General features: G+C 72.3%; 10 protein-coding genes. 5 read left to right on the top strand and 5 right to left on the bottom strand.

Annotation, left to right across the window (positions count from 1 at the left end):
* The first annotated feature begins 4 nt into the window (after positions 1-4).
* The gene (locus tag QZV97_RS07320) at positions 5-2,044 is read left to right on the top strand and encodes a diguanylate cyclase (protein ID WP_295640668.1); all 2,040 of its coding nucleotides are present in this window, start codon (positions 5-7) and stop codon (positions 2,042-2,044) included.
* A 7-nt stretch (positions 2,045-2,051) separates the two neighbouring features.
* On the opposite strand, the gene QZV97_RS07315 is transcribed toward QZV97_RS07320, so the two are convergent.
* A complete protein-coding gene (locus QZV97_RS07315; RefSeq protein ID WP_295640667.1) occupies positions 2,052-4,745 on the bottom strand; it encodes a transporter substrate-binding domain-containing protein in 2,694 nt (897 codons plus the stop codon).
* A gap of 170 nt (positions 4,746-4,915) precedes the next feature.
* On the opposite strand from QZV97_RS07315, the gene QZV97_RS07310 reads away from it, so the two are divergent.
* The 4 genes from QZV97_RS07310 to ubiA all read left to right on the top strand — a co-directional run bounded on the left by QZV97_RS07310 (position 4,916) and on the right by ubiA (position 9,662).
* Positions 4,916-5,836: a LysR substrate-binding domain-containing protein gene (locus QZV97_RS07310; protein WP_295640666.1), complete on the top strand. Its 921-nt coding sequence runs from the start codon at positions 4,916-4,918 to the stop codon at positions 5,834-5,836.
* Between the two features lie 116 nt (positions 5,837-5,952).
* The gene (gene katG / locus QZV97_RS07305; RefSeq protein WP_295640665.1) at positions 5,953-8,103 is read left to right on the top strand and encodes a catalase/peroxidase HPI; all 2,151 of its coding nucleotides are present in this window, start codon (positions 5,953-5,955) and stop codon (positions 8,101-8,103) included.
* Between the two features lie 97 nt (positions 8,104-8,200).
* Positions 8,201-8,701 (top strand): Dps family protein, encoded by a 501-nt coding sequence (locus tag QZV97_RS07300; protein WP_295640663.1) that lies wholly within the window; start codon positions 8,201-8,203, stop codon positions 8,699-8,701.
* Between the two features lie 79 nt (positions 8,702-8,780).
* The gene (gene ubiA, locus QZV97_RS07295; protein ID WP_295640661.1) at positions 8,781-9,662 is read left to right on the top strand and encodes a 4-hydroxybenzoate octaprenyltransferase; all 882 of its coding nucleotides are present in this window, start codon (positions 8,781-8,783) and stop codon (positions 9,660-9,662) included.
* A 3-nt stretch (positions 9,663-9,665) separates the two neighbouring features.
* On the opposite strand, the gene QZV97_RS07290 is transcribed toward ubiA, so the two are convergent.
* The 4 genes from QZV97_RS07290 to QZV97_RS07275 all read right to left on the bottom strand — a co-directional run bounded on the left by QZV97_RS07290 (position 9,666) and on the right by QZV97_RS07275 (position 16,431).
* Positions 9,666-11,057, bottom strand: coding sequence for an amidase (locus QZV97_RS07290; protein ID WP_295640660.1), 1,392 nt, complete (start codon positions 11,055-11,057; stop codon positions 9,666-9,668).
* Positions 11,058-11,123: 66 nt separating this feature from the next.
* A complete protein-coding gene (locus QZV97_RS07285) occupies positions 11,124-12,434 on the bottom strand; it encodes a Glu/Leu/Phe/Val dehydrogenase (RefSeq protein ID WP_295640658.1) in 1,311 nt (436 codons plus the stop codon).
* Positions 12,435-12,587: 153 nt separating this feature from the next.
* Positions 12,588-13,421 (bottom strand): pyrroline-5-carboxylate reductase, encoded by an 834-nt coding sequence (gene proC / locus QZV97_RS07280; RefSeq protein WP_295640656.1) that lies wholly within the window; start codon positions 13,419-13,421, stop codon positions 12,588-12,590.
* A 4-nt stretch (positions 13,422-13,425) separates the two neighbouring features.
* Complete coding sequence (locus QZV97_RS07275) at positions 13,426-16,431, bottom strand: L-glutamate gamma-semialdehyde dehydrogenase (protein WP_295640654.1); 3,006 nt, start codon at positions 16,429-16,431, stop codon at positions 13,426-13,428.
* Positions 16,432-16,480 lie beyond the last annotated feature (49 nt).

Below are 16,480 nucleotides of genomic sequence, written 5' to 3'. Positions count from 1 at the left end.
GGCCGTGCGCATCCGCCTGCTGCTCATCGCGACCGCGGCGTCGGCGCTGGTCCTGTGCGCGGGCGCCTTCGTCGTGGGCGTGCGGACCGCGCAGGAGGCCGACCGGCTGGATGCGGCGCAGACCGAGGCCCAAACCGCAGCGCGCGAGGCCTCGGCGCTGCTGGCGCTCAGCCAGGACTACCTGCTGCACGAGAGCCCCCGCGCAGCGCGCCAATGGCACACCCGCCATGCCTCGCTGGCGCAGGCGCTGCAGGACGGCGACGGCCTGCCCGCGTCGGCCCTGCAGACGCTGCAGGCGCTGCGCGCGACCCACGCCGGCCTGCGCGATCTCTTCGCCAAGCTCGAGGCCACGGCCGCGGCCGGCCCCACGCCGCTGGCACTGGCGCAGCGCGAGATGCTGGCCGACCACCTGCTGGTCGGCACCCAGAGCATCGCCGACGGCGTGCACCAGGTGGCCGAGGAACTGGCGGCGCAACGCCGCAACAGCGAGCAGCAGCGGCGCTCGCTGGTGCGCGCGTCGGCGATCGCGGTGATGCTGGTGCTGGCAGGGCTGGCGTTCCTGATCGAGCGCCGTGTGCTGCGTCCCTTGCGCCTGCTGCAGGCCGGCACGCAACTCGTGCATGCGGGTGACCTGTCGGCGCGCTGCGATGACCAGGCCCAGGACGAGTTCGGGGACCTGGCACGCGACTTCAACGCCATGACGCAAGCATTGGCCAGCCGCAACGACGAGCTGCAGGAGAAAGAGCGCAAGCTGCGCGCGCTGACCGAGCGGCTGCCGGCCATGGTGGCCTTCGTCGACCGCGATCAGCGCTACCGCTTCTGCAGCGCACAGTACGAGCGCAGCTTCGGCATCCCGGTGCAGGAGATCGTCGGCCGCTCGATCGGCGACCTGCTTGGGCCCGCGGTGCAGGCGGCACTGCAACCGCGCGTCCGCGCCGCGCTGGCCGGCACGCCGCAGCGCTTCGAGAGCCCGCTCGAGGTGCGGGGCCGCAGCATCACCGTCCTCTGCGAGTTCACTCCCGAGCACGATGCCGCCGGCGCCGTCACCGGCTTCTACGTGATGGCCCTCGACATCAGCGAGCGCCGCGCCGCCGAACTCCAGCTGGTCGAGGCCCTGGCGTGGAAGCGCGCGATGCTCGACAGCGCCGGCTTCGGCGTCATCGCGGTGGACACCACCGGCGTGATCCGCTCGGTGAACCCGGCCGCGCTCGACATGCTGGGCTACCGCGCCGACGAGCTGATCGGTACCGCCACGCCCGAGCGCCTTCACGACCCGGCCGAACTGGCCGCCCGCGCGGCCGAGCTCTCGGCCGAGTTCGGCCGGCCGATCACGCCGCTGCAGGCACTCGGTGCCAAGGCGCGGCTCGGCCCCCCGGACGAACGCGAGTGGACCTACCTGCGCAAGGACGGCTCGCGCTTCCCGGTCGGCCTGACGGTGTCGGCGATCCGCGCCGACGCCGGCCGCATCACCGGCTACCTGGCGCTGGCGATCGACATCACCGAGCGCAAGCGCGCCGAGGAAACCATCCGCCACCTCGCCCATCACGACCCACTGACCGGGCTGCCCAACCGCTCGCTGCTGGCGGACCGGCTCGACGTGGCCTTGCGCCGCGCACAGCGCAACGGCGAGCGGGTGGCGGTCATGGCACTGGACCTGGACCACTTCAAGCGCATCAACGACACGCTCGGCCACGCCGCCGGCGACCGGCTGCTGCAGGCGGTCGCCGAGCGGCTGCTCGCCTCGGTGCGCCCCTCGGACACGGTGGCCCGCATGGGCGGCGACGAGTTCGTGGTCCTGCTCGACGGCATCCGGGGCAGCGCCGACATCGAGCCCATCGCCAGCGCGATCCTGCAGCGCATGGCGCAGCCGGTGGTCGATGGCCCGAACGAGCTGCTGGTGACCACCAGCCTCGGCGTCGCGGTCTATCCCGACAGCGCCGCCACCGCGGCCGTGCTGCTGGAGCAGGCCGACGCGGCGATGTACGAGGCCAAGTCGGCGGGCCGCAACACCTTCCGGCTGTTCCGCACGCTGCTGCCGGCCTGAGGCCCGTTCAGCCCACGTGGCGCAGCGCCGGATGCTGCAGCAGCTGGCGCACGAAGAGCGCGACGTCGCCGGTCTTCTTGAGCACGGCCTGCACGCCGGCCTCGCGCAGCGCGCGGACCTGCAGGTCCTCGAGTTCGGCCGACATGACGACGACCACCGGCGGCGCGCCGCCGCCGCGCGGCGCACCGGCGGCGGCGATCACCGCGTGCGCGTCGCCGTCGCCGAGGTTCAGGTCGGTCAGCACGACGTCGTAACGCTCGCGGGCCAGCAGCTCGCTGGCCCGCGCCAGCGAGCCCGCCACCGTGACCGGCAGCCCCTGGGCGCTGAGCGCGCGCTCCAGCAGCATCGCGTAGACCTCGGCATCCTCGACCAGCAGGAAGCTGCGCGGCAGCGCGCCGGCGCGGCCGGGCGCGGCATCCTCGACCTCGGCCTGCCAGGTCAGCACGGCGGTGGTGCCGTGGCCGGGCTCGCTCTGGATCGTCAGCTCGCCGCCCATCAGGCGGGCGAGGTCGCGGCACAGCGCCAGGCCCAGCCCGCTGCTGCCGAGGGTGGTGCCGCCGCCGACCATGAAGTAGGGCTCGAAGAGTCGCGCCAGGTCGTCCTTCGCGATGCCGGGGCCCTGGTCGCGCACGCGCACCTCGATCGCGCAGCGCGCGGGCTCGCCGGGCAGGGGCTCGCAGTGCGCCTCGATGGCGATCTCGCCCGCGTCGCTGTACTTGATGGCGTTGGCCACCAGGTTGCGCAGGATCTGCTGCACGCGCAGCGCATCGATGCGCAGCAGCGGATCGTAGGCCGGTGCCGCGTGCTGCAGCGCCAGCTGCTTGGCCAGGGCCGCCGGGAGCATCTCGACCGCGACGCTGCGCAACAGCGGCTCGAGCCGGGCCGGCTCGAGGTGCAGGCTCAGGCGGCCGGCCTCGAGCCGGTCGCGGTCGAGCAGGTTGTTCAACAGGCTCAGCGTCGATCGCGCCGACTCGCCGAGCGAGCCGGCCACCGTCGGCGGCACCTGGCGCGCGCTGCGCAGCAGCTCGGCGCCGGCGATCACCGAGTGCAGCGAGTTGCGCACCTCGTGCGCGAGGAAGGTCACGAAGCGCTCGCTCGCCGCGCGCGCCTGTTCGGCCCGCGCCTGCGCGGTCCGCGTGCGCCGCACTTCGCGACGCAGCGCGCTGCTGTGCCACCACCAGGCGGCGAACAGCAGCGCCAGCGTCGCGGCGATCCACGGCAGGCTGCGCCACAGCAGCTGCTCGGCGATGCGCTGCGGGCTGGGCCGTGCGAGCCAGCGGCGCTTGACCTCGAGCAGGTCGTCGGCGATGGTGACGTCCAGCGAGCGCTGCATCAGCGGCAGCAGCGCCGCACGGCGCGTCGAGACGGCGATGCTCTGCTCCTGCCGCAGCCCGCTGACGGCACCGGTGATCTGCACGTCGCTGCGCGGCGCCTCGGCCAGCAGCAGCGCAGCGGTGACGACGTCGGCCAGCACCGCCTCGGCCTCGCCGCGCGACACCTTGTCGACGCAGGCCGGCAGCGGGTCGCAGGCCACCAGCTCGATGCCCGGGTAGCGCGCACCGATCAGCGGCCGCGCGAAGTGCACGGCCGGCAGCGCCAGCTTGCGGCCGATCAGCTGGTCCAGCCCCCAGGCGCTGCCTTCGGGCCGGCCCAGCAGTACCAGAGGATGCTCGATGTAGGGCCCGACGAACTGCAGCGCGTCGCTGAGCGCCGTGGCCTGCTGGAGCCCGAGCGCCAGGTCGGCCTCGCCGCGCTGCATCAGGCCCAGGGCCTCGGACGCGGTGGCGGACCGGAACTGGCCGATGCGCACGCCCAGGCGGCCCAGCATCGAGCGCAGCACGTCCACCGACAGGCCCTGCGGCTGGCCGTCGGCGTCGAAGGCCGCGAAGGGCAGGCGCGCGCCGACCAGCGCGACGTTCAGCGGCGGCAGCGCGGCGAGCTGGTTGCGTTCGGCCTCGCTCAGGCTGAGCGTGCCGCCGCGGCGCACGAACTGCGGCTCGACGCTCCAGCTGCGCACGATGTGCTCGCGCGTCGCGTCGTCCATGCCGGCCAGCGCCGCCGACAGCGACTCCAGCTGCGCGGCCTGGGCCCGGGGCGCGGCGAAGTGCAGCGAGCCGCTCGGCAGGGCCAGCGAGCGCGCGATGCGCAGGCCGGCGAGCCGCTGGCGCTCGATCAGGTCGACGATCACCGGCTGGGCCTCGATCAGCACGTCGGCCCGGTCCTCCTGCACCGCGCGCAGGCCGTCCTCGATGCTGCGCACCGGCACCAGCTGCGCCAGCGGGAAGAGCTCGCGCGAACGCGTCTCCGAGGGGTAGCCCACGACCACCGCGAGGCGCCGGCCGGCCAGGTCGGCCCCGAGCGAGCCCGAGACCTCGCTGGCGCGCGTGATCACGGCCTGGTCGATCAGCGCGTAGATCAGCGACCAGGCGTAGACCGCCTCGCGTTCCGGCGTGCGGGCCATCGACGAGGCGAGATCGATGCGGCCGTCGCGCAGGTCGCGCTCGAGGGCCTGGATGTCGGTGTAGCGGATCGGGCGGATGCGCTTGCCCAGCGCCGGGGCGATGCGACGCAGCATCTCGAGGTCGGCCCCGCCGGGGTCGGCGCCTTCGGGCCAGACCTGGAAGGGCGGGAAGTCGGCCAGCAGGCCGTAGCGCAGTTCGCCCGGCTCGGCCGCCCCGGCGCTGCCGAAGGCCAGCGCCATGGCCACGGTCGCGCCGACCCGCCGACCCCAATGCCGCAGTGCATGCCACACCGTCAAAGGCCGCCCTCCCTGGCGTATCCGTGCTTCACAGTAGCACGCGGCAAGCCCCGGTGTACATGGCAGCCGGCCCAAATGCCGCCAGAATCCTCATCGGACGTGGAACTGGAACGATGACCCTGACTGAACTGCGCTACATCGTGGCGGTCGCCCGCGAGCGGCACTTCGGCCGTGCGGCCGAGGCCTGCTTCGTCTCGCAGCCGACGCTGTCCGTCGCGATCAAGAAACTGGAGGACGAGCTGGACTGCAAGATCTTCGAACGCGGCAGCTCGGAGGTCTCGGTCACGCCGCTGGGCGAGGACATCGTGCGCCAGGCGCAGGCGGTGATCGAGCAGGCCCAGTCGATCAAGGAGATCGCCAAGCGCGGCAAGGACCCGCTGGCCGGGCCGCTGCGGCTGGGCATCATCTACACGATCGGCCCCTACCTGCTGCCCGACCTGGTGAAGCACACGATCGAGATGTTTCCGCAGATGCCGCTGATGCTGCAGGAGCACTTCACCGTCAAGCTGCTCGAGATGCTGCGCACCGGCGAGCTCGACGCGGCCATCATGGCCGAGCCCTTCCCCGACACCGGGCTGGCGATCGCGCCGCTGTACGACGAGCCCTTCGTCGTCGCCTGCCCGGCGACCCACGCGCTCGCCAGGCGCAAGAGCGTGTCCTCCGAGGAGCTGAAGAAGGAGACCATGCTGCTGCTGGGCACGGGGCACTGCTTCCGCGACCACGTGCTCGAGGTCTGCCCGGAGTTCGCGCGCTTCTCCAGCGACGCCGAGGGCATCCGCAAGAGTTTCGAGGGCAGCTCGCTCGAGACCATCAAGCACATGGTCGCGTCCGGCATGGGACTCACCGTCGTGCCGCAGCTCAGCGTGCCGAAGGAGCCCCAGACGCACGTGAGGTACGTGAAGTTCAGCGAGCCGGTGCCGACGCGCCGCGTGGTGCTGGCCTGGCGCCGCACCTTCACCCGCTACGAGGCGATTGCCGCACTGCGCAACGCGATCTACGCCTGCGAGCTGCCGGGCGTCACCCGCCTGTCATGACCCGCGCGGCCGCCTTCGGCCGCGGCTATCGACGTGCTTAATCCTTTCCTATGGACGGGCGCCGGCCGACTCTCTAACCTCCGGCTTTCCCCTCGAACGCCATCAGGAGACCCGCCATGTCGACCGAAGCCAAATGCCCGTTCCACCACACCGCCGCCGGCGGCACCACGAACAAGGACTGGTGGCCGAGCCAGTTGCGCCTGGAGCTCCTGAATCAGCATTCGAGCAAGTCCAATCCGCTGGGTGAGGCCTTCGACTACGGCGCCGAGTTCGGCAAGCTCGACTACGCCGCGCTGAAGAAGGATCTCGTGGCGCTGATGACCGACTCTCAGGAGTGGTGGCCCGCGGACTTCGGCCACTACGGGCCGCAGATGGTCCGCATGGCCTGGCATGCCGCAGGCACCTACCGCACCGCCGACGGTCGTGGCGGCGGCGGGCGCGGGCAGCAGCGCTTCGCGCCGCTGAACAGCTGGCCCGACAACGTCAACATCGACAAGTCGCGCCGCCTGCTGTGGCCGATCAAGCAGAAGTACGGCCAGAAGATCAGCTGGGCCGACCTGATGATCCTGACCGGCAACGTCGCGCTCGAGTCCATGGGCTTCAAGACCCTGGGCTTCGGCGGCGGTCGCGCCGATGTCTGGGAGCCCGACAACGACGTCAACTGGGGCGCCGAAGCCGAGTGGCTGGCCGTCGACAAGCGTTTTGCCGGCGATCGCGAGCTCGACCGGCAGCTGGCCGCCACCCACATGGGCCTGATCTACGTCAACCCGCAGGGCCCGGACGCCAACGGCGACCCGGTGGCTGCGGCCAAGGACATCCGCGTCACCTTCAGCCGCATGGCGATGAACGACGAAGAGACGGTCGCGCTGATCGCCGGCGGCCACACCTTCGGCAAGTGCCACGGCGCCGCCGAGGAGTCGCACAAGGGTGCCGAGCCCGAGGGTGCAGCGATCGAGGAACTGGGATTCGGCTGGACCAGCAAGCACGGCAAGGGCCACGGCGCCGACACGATCTCGAGCGGCCTCGAGGTCACGTGGACGCGCACGCCGGCGAAGTGGAGCACCGACTACTTCGACAACCTGTTCAAGTACGAGTGGGAGATGATCCAGTCGCCCGCCGGCGCCAAGCAGTGGGTCGCGAAGAACGCGCCGGACGAGATCCCCGATGCGCACGACAAGAGCAAGAAGCACAAGCCGATGATGCTGACGACCGACCTGACGCTGCGCTTCGACCCCGGCTTCGAGAAGATCTCGCGCAAGTTCCAGAAGGATCCGCAGGCCTTCGCCGACGCGTTCGCGCGCGCCTGGTTCAAGCTGACGCACCGCGACATGGGCCCGAAGGTCCGCTACCTCGGCCCGGAAGTGCCGAAGGAAGATCTGATCTGGCAGGACCCGCTGCCCGCGGCCACGCTGCCCAAGGCCAGCGCCGCCGACATCGCCGACCTGAAGGCGAAGCTCGCTGCCTCCGGCCTCTCCGTGGCCGAGCTGGTGTCGACCGCCTGGGCGTCGGCGGCGACCTTCCGCGGCGGCGACAAGCGCGGCGGCGCCAACGGCGCCCGCGTGCGCCTCGCGCCGCAGAAGGAGTGGGAGGTCAACCAGCCGGCGCAGCTGTCCAAGGTGCTCGCCAAGCTCGGCGAGATCCAGAAGGCGTCGGGCAAGGTCTCGCTCGCCGACCTGATCGTGCTGGCCGGCGGTGTGGGCGTCGAGCAGGCCGCCAAGGCCGCGGGGGTCACGGTGACCGTGCCGTTCGCGCCGGGACGCGTCGACGCCTCGCAGGACCAGACCGACGTCGAGTCCTTCGACGTGATGGAACCGCTGGCCGACGGCTTCCGCAACTACGTGAGCCGCAAGGTCACGACGGCCGCCGAGCACCTGCTCGTCGACAAGGCCCAGCTGCTGACGCTGACCGCGCCCGAGATGACGGCGCTGGTCGGTGGCCTGCGCGTGCTGGGCGCCAATAGCGGCGGCAGCAGGCACGGCGTGTTCACCGACAAGACCGGCGCACTGACGAACGACTTTTTCGTCAACCTGCTCGACATGGGCACGGTATGGAAGGAGTCGGGCGCCGGCGTGTACGAGGGCAAGGACCGCAAGACCGGCAAGGCGAAGTGGACCGCCACGCGCGCCGACCTGGTGTTCGGCTCCAACTCGGTGCTGCGCGCGCTGGCCGAGGTGTACGCGAGCGCCGACGCGAAGGAGAAGTTCGTCAAGGACTTCGTCGCGGCCTGGACGAAGGTGATGAACCTGGACCGCTTCGACCTCGCCTGATCGGCCCGACCGGACCCGGGGCGGCCGTCAGGCCGCCCCTTTTTCTTTCGTGCACCTTCGCTAAAGTCGTCGCTTCCGATCCACGAAGGAGCCCGCCATGGCCAAGAACAGCAAGAGCGCCACGCCTGCCATCAACATCGGCATCACCGAGAAGGACCGCGCGGCGATCGCCAAGGGCCTGAACACCCTGCTCGCCGACACCTACACGCTGTACCTGACGACCCACAACTTCCACTGGAACGTCACCGGGCCGATGTTCAACACGCTGCACGCGATGTTCATGGCCCAGTACACCGAGCTGTGGAACGCGGTCGATCCGGTGGCCGAGCGCATCCGCGCGCTGGGCTTCCCCGCCGCCGGCAGCTACGCGCAGTTCGGCAAGCTGAGCTCGATCAAGGACGCGCCGGTCACGCCGCCGAAGGCGATGGAGATGGTGCGCATCCTCGTCGAAGGCCACGAGGCCGTCGCGCGCACCGCGCGCGGCATCTTCCCGCTGGCCGACAAGGCCAGCGACGAGCCGACCGCCGACCTGCTGACGCAGCGCCTCACGGTGCACGAGCAGACGGCCTGGATGCTGCGCAGCCTGCTGGAAGACTGAACGCGCGCGGATCCGCTGCAGGTGCGGCCGGGTCGGGCGCCGGGCAGCGCCGGCGACGTGGCAGCATAGTTGCCGCGCCATGACCGCCTCGACCTCCCCTCCCGCGTCGCGCCTGGCCCTGTACCTGGACCTGATCCGCTGGAGCCGCCCGGCCGGCTGGCTGCTGTTGCTGTGGCCGACGCTGTCGGCGCTGTGGCTGGCGGCCGCGGGTTTCCCGGGCTGGCACCTGCTGGCGGTGTTCACGCTCGGCACGGTGCTGATGCGCAGCGCCGGCTGCTGCGTCAACGACGTCGCCGACCGCGACTTCGACCGCCATGTGCAGCGCACCGCGCAGCGGCCGGTGACCGCCGGCCGGGTGTCGGTGCGCGAGGCACTGGCGCTCGGCGCGGGGCTGGCGCTCGCGGCCTTCGCGCTGGTGCTGACCACCAATGGACCGACCATCGCCTGGTCCTTCGCTGCGCTGGCGATCGCGATCGCCTATCCGTACGCGAAACGCTACGTGTCGATGCCGCAGGCGGTGCTGGGCGTGGCCTTCAGCTTCGGCATCCCGATGGCCTGGGCCGCGGTGCAGGGCGCCGTGCCCTGGCTGGCCTGGGCGCTGCTGCTCGGCAACCTGTTCTGGGTGCTGGCCTACGACACCGAGTACGCGATGGTCGACCGCGACGACGACCTCAAGATCGGCATCCAGACCTCGGCCATCACGCTGGGCCGGCACGACGTGAGCGGCGTGATGGGCTTCTACGCGCTCTACCTGCTGAGCTGGGGCGCGCTGGGCTTGCACGCCGGCCTGGGCGCACCGTTCGCGATCGGCCTGGCCGCGGCCGCGGTGCAGGTGGCCTGGCACTGGACGCTGATCCGCGGGCGCTCGCGTGAGGGCTGCTTCAAGGCCTTCCGGCTCAACCACTGGGTCGGCTTCGCGGTGTTCGCCGGCATCGCCATCGACCTGGCGCGGCGCGCCTGAGACTCAGCCGGCGGGCGCGAACGGCGGCGCGGGCCAGGGCCGCTGCGCCGGGCGCAGTTGCTCCCAGGCGCGCGCGAGCTGCAGCACGCCGCAGTCGTCGAAGCGCCGGCCGACGATCTGCAGGCCGATCGGCACGCCGTTGTCGGCGTAGCCGGCGTTCACCGACACGGCCGGCTGCTCGCCGACGTTGGCCGGCAGCGTGAAGGCGATGTGCTCGAGCGAACGCGCCGGGTCGTTGGTGGGCCCGGCCCATTCGGCGGGAAAGTGCGCCACCGGGCAGACCGGCGACAGCACGTAGTCGAAGCGCGCGCAGGCTGCCACCGCCGCTTCGCGCAGCGCCTGCCACTGGCTCCAGGCGCGGTAGCCGTCCTCGGCCGCGAGGCCGCGCGCGCCGGCCGCCCAGTCGGCGATGAAGGGCAGGACGCGCGCCCGGCGTTCCGGCGGCAGGGCTTGCAGGTCCACCCACGAGCGGATGCGGAAGTAGCGGTCGATGCCTTCGGCCATGTCGCGGGTGCTGAACGGCGCCAGGGTCTCGACCACGGCGCCGGCCGACTCGAAGGCGCGCGCCGCCGCACGCACCGCACTCAGCACGGAGGCACCGGGGTCGAGACCCCATCCGGCATCGAGCATCAGGCCCAGCCGCAAGCCGCGCAGGTCGCGCTCCAGGTGCCGCCAGGGCAGCGGCTGCGGCGGCAGACTCATCGGGTCGCGCGCGTCCGGCGCAGACAGCACGGCCATCGCCAGCGCGGCGTCGGCCGCGGTGCGCGTCATCGGCCCGGCGACGCGGCCGAAGGTCGTCGGCTGGATCGGCACGCGGCCGAAGCTGGGCTTGAAGCCGACCACGCCGCACCAGCCGGCCGGCAGGCGGATCGAGCCGCCGATGTCGGTGCCGAGGTGGATGGGCCCGTAGCCGGCCGCCGCTGCGGCGCCCGCGCCGGCGCTGGACCCGCCCGGGTTGCAGGCCGGGTTCCAGGGGTTGCGGGTCAGCGCGTGAAAGCTCGACAGGCCCGAGGACAGCATGCCGTAGTCCGGCATCGTGGTCTTGGCGAGGAGCACGGCGCCGGCCTCGCGCAGCCGCGCGGCCGGCGGCGCATCGGCGTCGGCGGGGCGCAGCTCGGTGGCCGCGGTGCCCAGCGGCACCGGCGTGCCGCGGGTCGCGATGTTCTCCTTGATCGTGACCGGCACGCCGTCGAGGGGCAGCGCCTCGCCGCGCATCCACCGCGCCTCGCTCGTGCGCGCGGCATCGAGCGCGGCTTCGGCGTCGAGCGCCCAGGTGGCGCGCAGCGCGGGCTCGCAGCGTTCGATGTGGGCCAGCACCGCCCGTGTCACGTCCACCGGCGACAGCTCGCCACGGCGGTAGCGCGTGAGCAGCTCGTCGGCGCTCAGTTCATGCATGCGAGCGTGTGCACTGCGCCTGGCATCGCACTGCATGGACCAGGCAGACGCCGCAACGGGGGTGGATCATGGATAAAGCCCGCGCTCCTCGCGCGCGATCAGGATGCGCTCGCAGGCCACCGCGAAGGTTGCGGTGCGCAGCGTGATCTGGTGGCGATCGGCGGTGTCCCAGATCTTCTTCAGCGCGTCGACCATGATCTTGTCGAGGCGCACGTTGATCTCGTCCTCGCTCCAGAAGAAGCTGCTGAAGTCCTGCACCCACTCGAAGTAGCTGACGGTCACGCCGCCGGCGTTGCAGATCACGTCGGGCACGACCAGCACGCCGCGCTCGGCCAGGATGTCGTCGGCCTCGGGCACGGTCGGGCCGTTGGCGCCTTCGAGCACCAGCTTCGCCGTCACGCGCTTGGCGCGCGCGGCGCTGATCACGCCTTCGAGCGCGGCCGGGATCAGGATGTCGCACTTGACGTCCCAGAAGGCCTCGGGCTCCAGCGCCTCGGCGCCCTTGAAGCCGCCGACGCCGCCGACCTGCTTCACGTGGGGCATCAGCTCGGCCAGGTCCAGGCCCGCGGCGTTGAAGATGGTGCCGGTGTGGTCCTGCGCGGCGACGATCTTCGAGCCGGCCTGCGCGAACAGCTCGGCCGCCGAGCCGCCGACGTTGCCGAAGCCCTGCACCGCGACGGTCGCGCCGTCGAGCTTGAGGCCCAGGCGGCGCGCCGCCTCGCGGCCGGTGACGAAGACGCCGCGGCCGGTGGCCTTGACGCGGCCCAGCGAGCCGCCCAGGTGGATCGGCTTGCCGGTGACGACGCCGGTCGCGGTGGCGCCGGTGTTCATCGAATAGGTGTCCATCATCCAGGCCATGATCTGGCCGTTGGTGTTGACGTCGGGCGCCGGGATGTCGCGCTGCGGGCCGATGATGATGCCGATCTCGCTGGTGTAGCGGCGCGTCAGCTTCTCCAGCTCCTTCATCGACAGCTGCTTGGGATCGACGCGGATGCCGCCCTTGGCGCCGCCGTAGGGCAGGTTGACCGCGGCGCACTTGACCGTCATCCACGCGCTCAGCGCCATCACCTCTTCGAGCGTCACGTCGGGGTGGTAGCGCACGCCGCCCTTGCCGGGGCCGCGGCTCAGGTTGTGCTGCACGCGGAAGCCCTCGTAGTGCTGCACCGTGCCGTCGTCCATCTCGATCGGCACGTCGACGATCAGCGCGCGCTTGGGGCGCTTGAGCGTCTCGGCCCACTTGCCCAGGTGACCCAGGTAGGGCACCACGCGGTCGACCTGCGACAGGTAGGTGCCCCAGGGGCTGGTCGGCGTCGGGCTGACGTAGGAGACGAAGGAGGTTTGCTTCGGGCGCGTCGAATGCGGTGTGGCAGAGCTCATGCGGGGTCCTTGTGGGGTCGTCTCGACAGGGGGCCGCGCGGGTGTGGCGGCTGGCGGGACTTTAGGCGCCGGGACGCGCCTGCGCACACCGGGTTCATGCCGGGTTTGCATGCCGGCCGGAAGCGCGGCTCATGCCACCGGACGGGCTGCGGCTCAGCCGCCGAACTCGTCGCCCAGTTCGGCGGCTCGCCGTTGCGCGGCCCGCACCGCCTTGGTGATCGCCTCGCGCACGCCGGCGGCTTGCATCGAGCCGAGCGCCGCGTAGGTCGTGCCGCCCTTGGAGGTGACGCGCTCGCGCAGCACCGACGGCGGCTCGGCGCTCTGCTCGGCCAGGGCCGTGGCGCCGGAGAAGGTGGCCAGCGCCAGCGCACGGCCCTGGGCATCGCTCAAGCCCATCTCGCGCGCTGCGTCCGTCAGGGCCTCGATGAAGAGGAAGACATAGGCCGGGCCGGAGCCCGACAGCGCGGTGACGGCATCGAGGTCGGTCTCGCGCTCGACCCACAGGGTCTGCCCGGTCGGTGCAAGCAGATGCTCGACAGCGGTGCGCAGCGCAGCGTCGACCTCGGGCCGCGCGTACAGGCCGGCGATGCCGCGGCCGATCAGCGCCGGGGTGTTGGGCATCGCACGCACGACGCGCGCGCTGCCGGTCGCGGCGACGATGGCGTCGCTGCGGATGCCGGCCATCACGCTCAGCTGGGCCGCGCCGGCCACGTGGGCGGCACAGGGCGCCGCCGCCTCCTTGAAGGACTGCGGCTTCACGGCCCAGACCACGAGGCCGGCCTGCGCCAGCGCCGTCGATGCCGCGGCCGCGGCATCGATGCCGAACTGGGCCTTCAGCTTCGCGCGCTGCTCGTCCCACGGTTCGACGACCAGAACCTGCGAGGCCGGGCGACCGCTCTTCAGCAGCCCGCCGATCAGCGCGCTGGCCATGTTGCCGCCGCCGATGAAGGCGACCGGTGCTCGCAGGAGGTCGGGCGAGGTGCTCATCGCCTCAGTCTATGCCCGCCAGCAGGGCCGCATTGCCGCCCGCCGCCGCGGTGTTGACCGTCACCGTCTGCTCGCCGCAGAAGCGGTACAGGTAGAGCGGCCCGCCGGCCTTGGGCCCGGTGCCGCTCAGGCCTTCGCCGCCGAAGGGCTGGACGCCGACCACCGCGCCGATCATGTTGCGGTTGACGTAGACGTTGCCGACCCGCGCCGCCTGCGCGATGCGCTGCGCGCGCGAGTCGATGCGCGTCTGCACGCCCAGCGTCAGGCCGTAGCCCAGGGCGTTGATCTGCCCGACCAGCGCATCGACGTCCGGTGCCGCACTGCCCGGGCCCCAGCGCACGACGTGCAGCACCGGGCCGAAGACCTCGTGCTTCAGCTCGGCGACGCGTGCGATCTCGTAGGCCACCGGCGCGATGTAGTGGCCGGCCAGACCCTCGGGCGGGCTGCGTCGCGCGAGCCGTTTCGCCTCGCGGTCCAGCCGCTCGACGTGGCGCGCGATGCCGGCGTGCGCCTCGGCATCGATCACCGGGCCGACGTCGGTGGCGTAGTCCGCCGGGTCGCCGAGCTGCAGTTCCTGCAGCGCGCCGGCCATCATCGCGATCACGCCGTCGGCGATGGCCCCGTGCACACACAGCAGGCGCAGCGCCGAGCAGCGCTGGCCGGCCGAACGGAAGGCGCTCTGGACGACGGCGTCGACCACCTGCTCGGGCAGGGCACTGCTGTCGACGATCATCGCGTTGAGGCCGCCGGTCTCGGCGATCAGCGGCACGATCGCGCCGTCCTTGGCCGCCAGCGTGCGCTGGATGATCTTGGCGACCTGGGTCGAGCCGGTGAAGCACACGCCGGCGGTCAGCGGGTGTGCGACCAGCGCGGCGCCGACGGTCTCGCCGGGGCCGTGCAGCATCGCGAGCGCCTCGCGCGGCACGCCGGCCGCGTGCAGCAGCTCGACGAAACGCTGCGCCACGGCGGGTGTCTGCTCGGCCGGCTTGGCCGCCACCGCGTTGCCGGCCACCAGCGCCGCCACCACCTGGCCGGCGAAGATCGCGAGCGGGAAGTTCCAGGGGCTGATGCAGACGAAGACGCCGCGGCCGTGCAGGTGCAGGGTGTTGCTCTCGCCGGTCGGGCCGGGCAGCTCGCGCGGCGCCAGGTTCGCGGCCGCCTGCTGCGCGTAGTAGCGGCAGAAGTCGACGGCCTCGCGCACCTCGGCGACGCAGTCGCCCAGCGTCTTGTGCGCTTCCTTCACCAGCAGGCCGCAGGTCGCAGGCAGGTCGGCCTCCAGCAGGTCGGCGGCGCGGTCCAGCACGGCCACGCGCTCGGCCAGCGGCGTGTCGTTCCAGGTCCGGTGGCCGGCGTGCAGGCGCCGCATCGCCGCGTCGATCTCCGTCGTCGGTGTCTCGCGCACCTCGGGCACGGCGGCAGCGCCAACGGCCGCCAGCAGCGGTGCGCGCTCGGCCGCGATGCTGAGGTCCACGCCGGCCGAGTTGCGGCGCGCGCTGCCGAACATCGCCGCGGGCGCGGGCTGGCCGGGCGCGTCCGCCGGCTGCAGGGGCGAGGCCAGCAGCGCGTCGACGTCGACCTGCGGGTCGGCGAGCTGATGCACGAAGGACGAGTTGGCGCCGTTCTCCAGCAGCCGCCGCACCAGGTAGGCCAGCAGGTCGCGGTGCTCGCCGACCGGCGCGTAGATGCGCAGCGGCGCGTCCAGCGACTTCATCGCCTCGCGGTACACGCCCTCGCCCATGCCGTGCAGCCGCTGCAGCTCGAAGGGCGCGTTCCTCAGCTGCGCCATGTGCGCAATCGCCGCGATCGTGCCGGCGTTGTGCGTCGCGAACTGCGGGTAGATCACGTCGGCATGGTCCAGCAGCGCCTTGGCGCAGGCGAGGTAGCTGATGTCGGTGTGGTGCTTGTGGGTGAACACCGGATAGCCGGTCAGGCCCAGCTCCTGCGCGCGCTTGATCTCGCCGTCCCAGTAGGCGCCCTTGACCAGCCGCACCATGAAGCGCAGCCCGTGGGCCTTGGCGATGCGCGCGACCTCGTGCACGCATTCCTCGGCGCGCGTCTGGTAGGCCTGGATCGCGAGGCCGAAGCCCCGCCACTGCGGGTGTCGCGCCGCGATGTGCGCGGCGGCCGCGTCGATCAGGTCCAGCGAGAGCTCGAGGCGATCGCTCTCCTCGGCGTCGATGGTGAGGTTGAGGTCGGCGCGCGCCGCGTCGTCGATCAGGCCCAGCACGCGCGGCAGCAGCTCGCCGAAGACGCGGGCGCGCTGCGCTTCCTCGTAGCGCGGGAACAGCGCCGACAGCTTGATCGAGATGCCGTCGTTCGCCTCCGGGCCGGCGCCGGGCGCAGCACTCGCCGCGATCGCCTGGAGCGCGTGACGGTAGGACGCGAGGTAGCGCTTCGCGTCGGCGTCGGTGCGCGCGCCCTCGCCCAGCATGTCGAAGGAGAAGCGCAGCGCGGGCTGCGCCTTGCGCTGGCCGCGCGCCTCGTCCAGGGCCTCGGCGATGCTCTGTCCCAGCACGAACTGCCGGCCCAGCAGCTGGATCGCGCGCACGGTCGCCGCGACCACGGTCTGCGCGCCCAGGCGCTTGATCAACCCCGGCGGCCGCTCCTCGTCCGGCAGGAACTTCTTGGACAGCGCGATCGCGCTGGCCGACAGGCTGGCCAGCATCTTGTGCGGGCCGTCGCCGCCGGCCGACTCGAAGTCGGCGCGGCCCAGCTGGTCGGCCGTCAGCGCGATCGCGGTCTGGGCGTCGGGCACGCGCAGCAGGGCCTCGGCCAGGCGCATCAACGCCAGGCCCTCGACACTGGAGATCGGGTACTCGCGCAGCAGCGACTCCATGGCCCAGAACGGCGCCGGCTCGTCGCGGACCGCCTGCACCCAGGGCCGCGCCAGCGCCTGGGCCCGCGACCAGTCCAGCGCACCGGACAGCGCCTGCAGGCGGGCGGCCAGGGCAGGGAGCTCCTCGCGCAGCGGCGAGGGCAGGCGGGCGGGCGGCGGCGACTCGGTGGGCATGGCAGCTGGATGTCGGGTGTCGATCCTGTTAGCGTAAGACCAGTTGCCT

Origin of the sequence: uncultured Methylibium sp., from assembly GCF_902826655.1 — a bacterium.
Classification (GTDB): Bacteria; Pseudomonadota; Gammaproteobacteria; order Burkholderiales; family Burkholderiaceae_C; genus Methylibium.
The sequence above is the reverse complement of the archived record's forward strand: the minus strand, read 5'-3'. Positions and strand labels throughout refer to the sequence as shown.